An 11811-nucleotide genomic window follows, 5' to 3' on the forward strand; every position below is an offset into this window, starting at 1 on the left:
CTACTGAAAGTACATTGTAATTGTGCCGACAGTGGATGGTCCTGCATAATAGCCGTACTGCGCGTTACGGGCGTTATACGTATGAGCGGAGTCAGTATATTGCTGACGGGCAATGAGTGATTTTATGCTGGTTGTCTGGACAAACTCCGGAATGTGGGTGGTACCACGGGTGATTTGTAAACGACAATCCCTCGTCCCTGTTAATGTTAACAGGACGAGGGATTTTTTGTTTTATATTGAAAGTGGAGCAAGAAGAAAGAGCACAATATGAAATACAACGATGGGGGGATACGTTAATGGCCTTTCAAAAACCGACGGGAACACAGGATTTGCTGCCGGGCAGTGTAGAAAAATGGCAAGTGGTCGAGGAAAAAGCCCGTGAGATTAGCCGCCGCTTTAATTATCGAGAGATTCGTACACCAATGTTCGAACAAACGAATTTGTTCGTTCGAGGTGTGGGTGAAACGACGGATGTAGTGGAAAAGGAAATGTATACTTTTGAGGATAAAGGGAAGCGCAGCATGACTTTGCGTCCGGAAGGAACAGCAGGGGTTGTCCGCTCCTATGTGGAGAACAAACTATACGGGGAGCCGGATGTAACTAAGCTGTATTATATCGGTCCGATGTTCCGTTATGAGCGTCCACAGGCTGGGCGTCAGCGCCAGTTTCACCAATTTGGAATTGAGGCATTTGGGGCGGTCGATCCGGCACTGGATGCAGAAGTTATTGCTTTCGGGTATCAATTCTGCCGTGAACTGGGTCTGAAAGGAGTACAGGTGGAGATTAACTCCGTCGGTAATGCAGCCAGTCGCGCAGCTTATCGGCAGCATCTGGTGGACTTCTTGATGCCAATTAAGGATACGTTGACCAAGGAGAGCCAAGCACGCATTGAGCGTAATCCGCTGCGAGTGCTGGATAGCAAAGATGACCAGGACAAATTTGGAGGTGCACCTTCGATTTTGGATAGCTTGGACGAGGAATCTCGCACACATTTTGAGAAAGTGAAGCAAAATTTGGATGCCATGGGTGTGGAATATACAGTTAACCCGCGCTTGGTACGGGGGTTGGATTATTATACGTTGACAGCGTTCGAATTCAAAGCTGAAGGAATTGGTGCCATAGACACGATCGGTGGAGGCGGCCGCTACAACGGATTGGTTGGAGATCTGGGCGGACCGGATCAGCCAGGGATTGGTTTTGGTATTGGACTGGAGCGAATCCAGCTGATTTTGGAGCATCAAGGTGTCAAACTGAACGAATCCAAGCCGTTAGATATCTATATGGTGGCGTTGGGTGAGGCGGCAGAAACGGAAGTAACCAAACAACTATTCAAATTGCGTCAAGCTGGATTTTCCGCAGAACGAGATTATCTGGGTCGTAAAATGAAGGCGCAGATGAAATCAGCCGATCGCTTTAAAGCAAGGTATACTGCGATTCTGGGTGAAGATGAGCTGGTTCAAGGTGAAATTGCACTGAAAAACATGGAAACGGGCGAGCAGCGCACTGTTAAGCTGGATCAGCTGGTGGAAGAACTAGGATAAAGAAGATGTGTAACATCAGTCAGGGGGAGTCTCCCTCTGGCTGTCATATAGCATTAACTACTAAACATAAACAGGAGTGTGTATTATGAAAAGGAGTCATCAATGCGGCGCATTGACTCATGCGCATATCGGAGAAACAGTTACACTGAACGGTTGGGTACAAACCCGTCGTGATTTGGGGGGCGTACTTTTTATAGACCTGCGTGACCGTAGCGGAATTGTACAAATCGTATTTAATCCGGCATATTCCGGTGACGCACTGCAAATTGCGGACCGTGTTCGTAGTGAGTATGTGCTTGAGGTTACTGGTACCATTGTCAAACGGGATGCAGAAACGATTAACCCGAACCTGCCTACAGGTGAAATTGAAGTGCGTGTCACTGAAATCGAAGTATTGAATGCATCCAAAACACCTCCGTTCTTCATTGAAGATGGCGTGGAAGTAGACGAGTCACTGCGTTTGAAATACCGTTATCTGGACTTGCGTCGTCCGGAAATGCATCAGACCTTGAAGCTGCGTTCCAAAGCAGCAAAAGTATTCCGTGATTTCCTGGACGGTGAGGATTTCATTGAGGTGGAAACACCGATTTTGACAAAAAGTTCCCCAGAGGGCGCCCGTGATTATCTGGTACCTAGCCGGGTACATGAAGGTGAGTTTTTCGCCTTGCCGCAATCTCCACAACTGTACAAGCAATTGCTGATGGTTGGTGGCGTGGAGCGCTACTACCAAATTGCACGTTGTTTCCGTGATGAAGATTTGCGTGCTGACCGTCAGCCTGAATTTACGCAGGTCGACATTGAGACCTCCTTCATGCAACAGGATGATTTGCTGCCTATGATGGAGCGTCTTATGGTGAAATTGTTCAAAGAAACCGTTGGAGTAGAACTGGAAACACCGTTCCAACGAATTACACATGCAGAAGCGATGGATAAATACGGTTCAGACAAGCCTGACCTACGTTTTGGTCTGGAGTTGATTAATGTCAATGATATCGTGGCAACCAGTGGTGTGAAAGTATTTGCTTCAGTAATTGAAAAGGGCGGGGAAGTTAAAGTTCTCAATGCCAAAGGATGTGGCACGTGGAGCCGTAAGGACATTGATGACCTGGGTCCTTTTGCAGCACGTTATGGAGCAAAGGGCTTGGCTTGGATCCAAGTGAAAGAAGGCGAATTCAAGGGGCCTATCGTTAAATTCTTCACACCGGAAGAAATCGAAGCCTTGAAAGAGCGTACGGGAGCTGAAGAAGGCGATCTGTTACTCTTCTCTGCGGATAATAAAAAAGTAGTTGCTGATGTATTGGGCGCACTTCGTCTGAAAATTGGCCGTCATTTGGGCCTCATCGACGATAACAAATTCAAATTTGCCTGGGTCGTAGACTTCCCGCTTCTGGGCTATGATGAAGAACAAAAACGTTATGTAGCGGAGCACCATCCGTTCACTCGTCCGAAGGAAGAAGACCTGGCCCTCTTGGACACAGATCCAGGTCAAGTTCGTGCTCAGGCCTACGATATCGTGCTGAACGGCTACGAAGTGGGTGGTGGCTCGATGCGTATTTTCAAGCGTGAAGTTCAGGAGAAAATGTTCAAAGCGCTCAACCTGCCGCCTGAGGAAGTGAAGGATAAATTCGGTTACCTGCTGGATGCATTTGAATATGGTACGCCTCCACATGGTGGTATTGCCTTCGGTTTTGACCGTCTTGTGATGCTGCTTGCAGGTCGTACAAACCTGCGTGAAACCATTGCATTCCCGAAAACAGCTAGCGCGACAGACCTGCTTATGGATGCGCCAAGCGAAGTGGATCAAGCTCAATTGGAACAGCTTCACATCCGTCTTGCCCCGAAACCTGTTACTCCTAAAGCTTAAGATGAACGTTTGTCTTTGCAAGTGCACTGTGGATAGATTATAGAATGCCGTGAACCCGTTACCCTTTTATGGATAATGGGTTCGTGGTTTGTATGCTGGAGTTCAAGTATAGAGTTTAAATCAGTGAGGGAGGATATACCATATTGTTGCATCAATTTTCACGAACGGAACTGGCTATCGGAACTGAAGGTCTTGAGGTTATGAAAAATAGCACGGTGGCCGTGCTGGGTATCGGCGGTGTCGGTTCGATTGCAGTGGAAGCACTGGCGCGCACAGGTGTTGGACGTATCATTTTGATTGATAAAGATGTTGTAGATATCACCAATATTAATCGCCAAATACATGCGTTGACAACGACGGTAGGTCAAAAAAAGGCGGATCTGATGGTAGAGCGTGTGAAGCTGATTAATCCTGAATGTGAAGCGATTGCACTGAACATGTTTTATACGGAAGAAACGTATGAGGAGTTATTTAAGTACGAACTGGATTATGTGCTGGATGCTTCAGATACGATTATTTACAAAATTCATTTGATTAAGGAATGCCTGAAACGGGGGATTCCGCTGATCTCCAGTATGGGCGCTGCGAATAAAATGGATCCAAGTCGTTTTCAAGTAGCGGATATTTCCCAAACCAGAATGGACCCGATTGCCCGTGTCATCCGCACCAAGTTGCGTAAGGAAGGCATTACCAAAGGCGTCAAGGTTGTATTCTCCGATGAGGAACCAAAGAAGCCACGTGAAGAAATTACAAAAAAAATTGTACCTGCCAACGCACCTGAAATCCGGAAAGCGAAGCAGCCGCCTGCAAGCAATGCATTTGTACCTCCGGTAGCAGGACTGATCATGGTTAGTGTAGCCGTGAAGGATTTATTAGAACACGCTGGTGTGTAAGTTGTAAAAATAGCATGGCAGTGCATTCGTAGATTTACAGCAGTATGTATTCACTTTAAGACCTGTAGTTCTGTGCATCACATCCTTTGTGTCACAGTTGCTACAGCTCTTTTTTGTTTTGAAAAAGTGCAGCTTACTGTAAACAGATTGAACAACTTGCTGGAGGGTTTTGGTATGAAGGATGGACTATGGTCCAGAAGTCTCGGTTACAAGCCCGAGCATCATTGGAAAAAGGAATTAGCCGCTGGGGTCATTTCTTATTTTTCCGTGGTATACATTGTTATGGTTAATGCGACTATTTTGTCAGATGCCGGGATTCCCCTCCAAGGGGCGATGCTCGGGACACTGCTGACATCGATGATCGGCTGTCTACTGATGGCTTTTGGTGGGAAATCTCCAATGGTCGTTGTACCAGGGATGGGGATTAATGCCTTTTTCACTTATACGCTGGTACATTCCATGAAGCTGAGCTGGCAGGAAGCGTTGATGGTAGTTGCCGTCACAGGGGTGATATTCGCCATTGTGGCCTTTACATCATTGTACAAGCTGATTAGCCAAGCGATTCCCCATAATTTGCAGCACGGAATTACGGTAGGCATTGGTTTGTTTTTAACCTTTATCGGATTGCAAAAAAGCGGCATCGTGATTGCTCATCAGACGACTTTTGTGGCTATTGGCCATTTTAATGATCCCAAGGTAATTACGGCTTGTGTAACGTTGCTGCTCGCTATTGTATTGTTTGTGCGTAACGTTCAGGGAGGTTTACTAATTAGTATTTTGGCGGGAACTGGGCTTGCTTATATACTGGGAGCTGTAGAGCCTACAAGCACGGTACGAACCTCTGAAACGGTGCGACAGTATGGGCAATTGTTTGGAGAGCTTTCCTTTTCAGGCATTGTCTCGGTAGCTTTCTGGATCGCTGTCTTTTTGCTCCTACTCATTGTGCTATTCGAGAATATTGGTATGATTACTGCACAAACCAACATGATTGGTAGACCGGATTTATTTAAAAACAGCTTGCGTGTGTTGGCTGTAACCAATATCTTTGCCGGTATTTTGGGCAGCAGTCCGGCGGTAGCCGCTGCGGAATCGACGGCTGGTATTGCAGCAGGGGGACGCTCGGGAATGACACCGCTGGTAACTGCTATTTTATTCGGGGCGACGTTTTTCTTTATTCCACTGTTGGCTTATATTCCTGATAGTGCCATTGCACCCGTGTTGATCATCATTGGGGGGCTAATGGTGCAAAATGTGCGAGAGATGGATTTCAGTGATTTTACTGAAGCGTTTCCTGCATTTCTGATCATGGTGATGATGCCCTTTACTTATAGTATCGTAGACGGAATGGCATTTGGTTTTATTGCATACCCCGTAGCCAAGCTGGCAGCAGGACGGGGCAAGGAAGTGCCTGTTGCATTATATATCATTTCTGTACTGTTTGTGGCTAACTTTGTGCTTCATTCTCTGGTGTAGTAAACTCGAAGATAGATTGTACTGTTCATACCCGCGCAGAGCGCGGGTGTTGTTGTTTGAAAAAGAATGGTCAGACAGGAAGCGAGGTTGATGGTATATGGAAAAAGAACATCATACACACCAAGATGAGCAGGAGGACCAGATGAAGGAAAAACCGGGTAAAAGACCGGATAAGGCTGGCATGGGGCGGTTTATCAAATTGATTGCGAGTGCGCATCCGCCCAAGGCTATTCTGATCATCGCCCTGATTCTGACGCTGATTCAGACCATTGCTGGTTTAATCGTACCCATGATGACCAAAGGGTTGATTGATGGCTTGACCTTTTCTTCACTAAACCGTATGGTCATTTTTGGTCTGCTTGGCGCTTTTGTGCTTCAAGCGGTGGCTTCGGCGGTTTCTATCTATATGTTGAACTATGCCGGGCATAAGATTGTGGCTAATTTGCGCAAACGTTTATGGCATAAAATCTTATCTCTACCTATCCCTTACTTTGATCGGAATCGGTCAGGAGATACGATGAGTCGCGTCACCAATGACACAAGCCTGATTATGAACTTAATTACGGAGTATCTAGTCAATCTGATTTCTAATGTGATCGCAATTATTGGTGGTATTGCATTGTTATTTTATCTGGATTGGGTGATGACGCTCATTATTATGGCCATTGTTCCGCTAACTGCCCTGATTTTATTTCCGGTAGGCAGAAAAATGTACCGCATCTCCAAAAAACAGCAGGATGAGATGGCAGATCTGACCTCAGTGTTGAGTCAGGTTATCGGCGAAATCAGACTGGTGAAGGCCTACGGAACCGAAAGCAGAGAGGCTCAGGCCGGTGAGGATCGTATTTACCGGATGTTCCGCTTCGGTTTGCAAGAGTCACGTATCCTGGCCCTTGTAGGTCCCATTTCTACCTTCTTGCTGACTGCAGTGCTGGTCATTATATTGGGTGTTGGTGGTGTTCGTGTCGCATCGGGTGTGCTGACCGCTGGGGATTTGGTGGCTTTTATTTTGCTGCTGTTTCAGGTGATCACACCGATGGCACAATTCACGACCCTGTATTCACGTCTGCAAAAGGTGGTTGGGGCTACTGAACGGATTCAGACGATTTTAGATCATGAAGAGGAACCGCTCGAGTTGAAGCAGGAAGCGGCAAAAGAGAGCAGAGATATCATACTTCGTGATGTTGCCTTTTCTTATACCGAAGGGGAAGAGGTCCTTCATAATGCGAACTTGGTCATTCCGGCTAACCGGACGACAGCATTCGTGGGGCCGAGCGGAAGTGGGAAGTCCACCTTGTTTTCATTGTTGGAACGCTTTTATGTGCCAGATACAGGTGAAATTCGTTATGGAGACGAACCGATATCGTCATATACACTTTCCTCCTGGCGCTCCAAAATTGGTTATGTATCGCAGGAAAGCTCAATGATGACTGGAACGGTCAGAGATAACATTACATATGGCTTGGGGCGCGAAGCTGACTTGGAAGAAGTGAGACGAGCAGCCACGATGGCGTATGCGGATACATTTATTATGGATCTACCTCAAGGCTACAATACTGAGGTGGGAGAACGGGGAATGAAGCTGTCCGGAGGGCAGCGTCAACGGATCGGTATTGCGCGTGCGCTTCTTCGTAGCCCTGACATCCTCATGCTGGATGAGGCTACATCTAGTCTGGATAGCTCATCTGAGCATGAGGTACAGAAGGCCCTAGCGAACTTGATGGAAGGACGCACGACGATTGTCATTGCTCATCGTTTGTCTACGGTGGTTCACTCCGACCAGATTATCGTGTTGGACAAGGGCAAGGTGACCGGTGCAGGAACTCATACAGAGTTATTAGAGTCCCATCAGGTGTACCGTGAGCTGGCTCAAAAGCAGTTTGTGGAGATGGGGGAGAGAAGTATGGAGTATTAGAGGCCGCTTCGCGTGTGACTTGATCCTCCGATCGCTCCGCTTCTTCGGATTCAAATCACCCGCTTCGCTGGTGCCGAAAAGCTCCATACTTTTGTGAAAGAGTAGGGAAATAGGGGGATTAGAAATAAGGTTGGATTTTTATGGTTAAATGTGTTACGCTTACTTTCCTTTTTTTGTGTCGGAGCAAGTGGATGATGCAGAAATCGAGACTTGATATTCTTAGGAGGTAACTGAAATGGAGAATGAGTTTCAAAGTGCCTATCAAGAAGAACAGCACAGGCTGTCGCTTGCTATGGAGGAAATTGATCGGAGATTGGAACGGCTTCGCAATACGCCAGTATACACTGGGCATGATTTTACAGAGCAAGTGCTGGAATCTGCACGGGAGGAAAAACGTCAGGCTTTGGCTAAAAGCTCGCAGGAGCCTTATTTTGGGCGTATGGATTTTGACGAGCGTGGCAGAGGGCAGCGGAAGCCGCTTTATATCGGTAAAATTGGAGTAGAGCGTGAAGAAACGTCAGCGTATCCGCTGGTGATTGATTGGCGTGCACCGATTGCCAGCTTATTTTATTCGTTTACAGGTGGTGAAGAAACCGCGTCCTATGAAGCTCCTGAGGGAACTATTGAGGGTTTGGTCTATCTGAAGCGCAACGTTGTCATTCGGAAAAGAATTCTGGAACGGGTAGCCGATACGTATAATCGTGAAAGCGACGAGCCGGCCGTTTCCGATGAGTTTCTCGTTTATCGTTTGGGTGAAAACAAGGATAACCGTTTACGGGATATCGTATCTACCATTCAGGCGGAGCAGGATCAGATCATCCGCGCGGCTAAAAATACTGCCCTCGTTATTCAGGGGGTAGCGGGTAGTGGCAAGACGACGGTAGCGCTGCATCGTCTCGCATTTTTACTGTATCAATACAAGGATCAGGTATCAGCGGACAAAATGGTCATTTTCGCACCAAACCATATGTTTCTCGACTATATTTCAGATGTACTTCCTGAGCTGGGGGTCGGAGATATTCAGCAAAGTACATTTGCAGACTGGGCGCTGGACTTGTTGGGTTTGGATTTACCTTTGGCTGATCCTGCCGAAACATTATCTTATTGGTTTGAGAGTGGCAGTCTGAGAGAGGAATCCATGGATGAGGCGCCGGGAAGATTCAAGGGTTCAGTTCACTTTATGGAGTTACTTCAAGCTTTTGTTGAACGACTGGAGCCCATTTCCGTTCCCGAGGGGGATTTTTCACCATGGGATGGAGCGGTTCTGCCGCGAACTGAGATTTTGAATTGGTTTAATGAGGAGTATAAGCCTTATCCGCTCGCGAAGCGGAAGGAGCGTGTACTGGCAAGAGTGCACCGCTGGATTGAAATGGAGCTGAAAAAGACGCCTTCGGCGGCAGCACTCAAGGAACGCAAAAAAAAGGCAGGGGCACGGGAAAAGGCATATGCTAAAAAATGGCCACAATACGACGCACTGACGCTCTACAAGCAGCTTTTTCAAGCAGCTAAAGGGTTACCCGCAGATACGGCTGCGGAGATGAAGGCTTCTCTGCCGACTGCTATTTTTAAGGCTACACAGTCGGATCTGCGAAAACAGATTATCCGTGAAGAAGATCTGACTGCGTTAGTGTATCTCCACGTGCTGATTCATGAGGTAGAATCATCTCAACGTTTTGACCATGTGGTCATTGATGAAGCGCAGGATTTTTCACCTTTTCATATCGCATTGCTGGATTTGTTCGTCAAAGGACATTCCTTTACTATACTGGGCGATTTATCGCAGGGCATTCATGAATACCGTGGCGTACATGCGTGGGAGGAAATGAGTTCTCTTTTTGCACCGGAACATACCGGGTATTTTGCGCTTACGCGAAGCTATAGATCAACCTTGGAAATTATAGAATTTGCAAACACGATTTTGGAGCAGGGAGTTCGCGGCGGTATTACGGCAGTTCCAGTATTTCGTAGTGGCGATCCGGTGCGCACTATATCTTACGACTCATCGGTGCGTGAGCAGAGTTTGCTCACCGCTCTAAAAGAGCTGTCCTCCAGGGAGTATCGTACTGTATCTGTGCTGACACGCACCTTAAAAGAGGCTGTGGAACTGCATGAGGTTTTCACAAGTGCGGGGATGGATGTGAATTTGATTGACGGTGGTAAAAAGCAATATGAAGGCGGTTTGTCAGTACTGCCTGTATACCTATCCAAAGGTCTGGAGTTCGATGCAGTTATTGTGGCGGATGCCGACCATGAGCATTATGGAGAACGGGCATGGGATGCCAAGCTGCTGTATGTAGGATGTACCCGTGCGCTGCATGAGTTGTGGCTATTGCATGATGGCTCACTTCCTAGTTACGTACAGGCACAGACGAAGTAAACAGAAAAAGCGTTGTAAAGTACCGCCTGAGTTGTTGTATTCCTTTTTGTTTACTGTTTATCTTAGTGATGAAATTATGAAATCATGCCAGTCGAAGAACAGCCACGAAATCATCTTTCGTCTAAGGCTGTTCTTTCTTTTTTATGGGCGACTGACTTGAAGACCTACAGCTGTGCCATGACCATGCTATCTGCAACTTGTTAACGGATATGGTAGAATAAGAGTCGGTTTACACCGTATCAGAATTATAGATGACTTGAATTTTCATGTTTTTCAACCGTATGAGCGAACCTAAATATAGTATGTTTTCAAAGATAAAAGAAAGTGTTCGTTCATAAATCATAAGGAAGTGAAAGAAATGGACTTATTTTCATATTCCCAAGAGTCAACGCCAAGCAATCGGTTGCTTGCGGATCGCTTGCGTCCGACTTCACTGGATGAATATATTGGACAGGAGCATGTTGTGGGTCCAGGTAAGCTGCTGCGAAGAGCCATAGAGGCAGATCAGGTTTCTTCAATTTTGTTGTACGGACCACCGGGATGCGGCAAAACAACGCTGGCACATATCATCTCGCAACACACGCAAGGCGATTTTGTACGTCTGAATGCTGTAGAAGCATCTGTGAAAGACGTAAGAGAAGTCATTGATCTTGCACAGACGAATAAATCGATGTATGGCAAAAAAACCATTCTGTTTCTCGATGAGGTACATCGTTTTAACAGTTCACGTCAGGATGCACTGCTGCCTGCGGTGGAAAAGGGCACGATCGTGTTTATTGGCGCCACGACTGAAAATCCCTTTCACTACGTCAACGGCGCTTTAATGAGCCGTTCTACGTTGTTCCAGCTTGAAGCGCTAACGCAGGAACATTCGCTGGCTGCTATGCGCCGCGCCTTAAGCGATGCGGACAAAGGGCTTGGCTACATGCAGCTCCAGGTCGATGAAGCTGCACTGGCTCACATCGCTTCCATGGCGAACGGCGATATCCGCCGCGCTTTAAACGCGCTGGAACTGGCGGCGCTCACAACGCCTCCGCTGGCAGACGGCACGATTCACGTGACACTGGAAGTCGCTGAGGAATCCATTCGCCGCCCGATTGTCAAAGCAGATGAATCCACGCAGTATGATGTGTTGTCGGCCTTCCACAAAAGCATTCGCGGCTCCAGCGATGCCGCGCTGTTCTGGTTCCTGTACGCCGTAGAAAAACTCGGTATGGACCCGATGACCTTTATCCGCCGCCTCATCGCGGCAAGCAGCGAGGACATTGGTCTGGCGAACCCGCAGGCAATGGTGCAAGCGGTGAGTGCGCTTGAAGCCTATCGCAATAACGGCTGGCCCGAGGCCAAGCTGAACATTGCACAGGCTATTTTGTTCGCTGTGGAAAGCCCCAAATCGAATGCTGTATATACGGCGATTTCACGGGCCATGTTGGCTATGGACGATATCAAATCGGCTGAGGTGCCACTCCATTTGCGTGACGCACACTACAAAGGCTCGGAAAAGCTCGGTCATGTAGGCTACCAATATCCACATAATTATCCGAATCATTATGTGAAGCAGCAATATTTGCCCGATGCGATAGCAGACCAAACCTTCTATCAGGCTACTGAGCAGGGGAATGAGTCAAAAATCAGGCAAAACCAGCGCTGGCGGGATTCACAGTCTTAATATATGTGCGACTTAATATACAGAGTGTGTACGATATCGTCACGTTACGCCATGATCGTGCAAGTGCGAAGAAGGGGAT

At 47.3% G+C, this 11811-nt stretch carries 7 protein-coding genes; all 7 read left to right on the plus strand.

All coding sequences use genetic code 11. The annotated features are described in order from the left end of the window. Nucleotides 1–296 precede the first annotated feature (296 nt). The 7 genes from hisS to JOD82_RS18225 all read left to right on the plus strand — a co-directional run bounded on the left by hisS (nucleotide 297) and on the right by JOD82_RS18225 (nucleotide 11732). Nucleotides 297–1541 carry a histidine--tRNA ligase gene (gene hisS / locus JOD82_RS18195; RefSeq protein WP_069012464.1) on the plus strand — a complete coding sequence of 415 codons (1245 nt, stop codon included), beginning with the start codon at nucleotides 297–299 and terminating at the stop codon, nucleotides 1539–1541. An 85-nt stretch (nucleotides 1542–1626) separates the two neighbouring features. Continuing rightward, entirely contained in the window at nucleotides 1627–3405 is a 1779-nt protein-coding gene (aspS, locus tag JOD82_RS18200) for an aspartate--tRNA ligase (RefSeq protein WP_029515739.1), read from the plus strand. Between the two features lie 143 nt (nucleotides 3406–3548). Next, the gene (locus JOD82_RS18205) at nucleotides 3549–4298 is read left to right on the plus strand and encodes a tRNA threonylcarbamoyladenosine dehydratase (RefSeq protein ID WP_029515738.1); all 750 of its coding nucleotides are present in this window, start codon (nucleotides 3549–3551) and stop codon (nucleotides 4296–4298) included. Nucleotides 4299–4472: 174 nt separating this feature from the next. After that, on the plus strand, nucleotides 4473–5771 hold the full coding sequence (locus JOD82_RS18210; protein WP_209949773.1) for an NCS2 family permease: 1299 nt from the start codon (nucleotides 4473–4475) through the stop codon (nucleotides 5769–5771). 97 nt (nucleotides 5772–5868) lie between these two features. Beyond that, nucleotides 5869–7686 (plus strand): ABC transporter ATP-binding protein, encoded by a 1818-nt coding sequence (locus JOD82_RS18215; RefSeq protein ID WP_209949774.1) that lies wholly within the window; start codon nucleotides 5869–5871, stop codon nucleotides 7684–7686. A gap of 235 nt (nucleotides 7687–7921) precedes the next feature. Beyond that, nucleotides 7922–10063: a HelD family protein gene (locus JOD82_RS18220; RefSeq protein WP_069012467.1), complete on the plus strand. Its 2142-nt coding sequence runs from the start codon at nucleotides 7922–7924 to the stop codon at nucleotides 10061–10063. 358 nt (nucleotides 10064–10421) lie between these two features. Further along, nucleotides 10422–11732 carry a replication-associated recombination protein A gene (locus tag JOD82_RS18225; protein ID WP_029515734.1) on the plus strand — a complete coding sequence of 437 codons (1311 nt, stop codon included), beginning with the start codon at nucleotides 10422–10424 and terminating at the stop codon, nucleotides 11730–11732. Nucleotides 11733–11811: the final 79 nt, after the last annotated feature.

The sequence above is a fragment of the Paenibacillus sp. 1182 genome, from assembly GCF_017833915.1.
GTDB classification, from domain to species: domain Bacteria; phylum Bacillota; class Bacilli; order Paenibacillales; family Paenibacillaceae; genus Paenibacillus; species Paenibacillus polymyxa_D.

Bases quoted from the DNA above. Each gene is read 5' to 3' on its own strand.
- hisS (WP_069012464.1), top strand. From the start codon at position 297: ATGGCCTTTCAAAAACCGACGGGAACACAGGATTTGCTGCCGGGCAGT.
- aspS (WP_029515739.1), top strand. From the start codon at position 1,627: ATGAAAAGGAGTCATCAATGCGGCGCATTGACTCATGCGCATATCGGA.
- JOD82_RS18210 (WP_209949773.1), top strand. From the start codon at position 4,473: ATGAAGGATGGACTATGGTCCAGAAGTCTCGGTTACAAGCCCGAGCAT.
- JOD82_RS18215 (WP_209949774.1), top strand. From the start codon at position 5,869: ATGGAAAAAGAACATCATACACACCAAGATGAGCAGGAGGACCAGATG.
- JOD82_RS18220 (WP_069012467.1), top strand. From the start codon at position 7,922: ATGGAGAATGAGTTTCAAAGTGCCTATCAAGAAGAACAGCACAGGCTG.
- JOD82_RS18225 (WP_029515734.1), top strand. From the start codon at position 10,422: ATGGACTTATTTTCATATTCCCAAGAGTCAACGCCAAGCAATCGGTTG.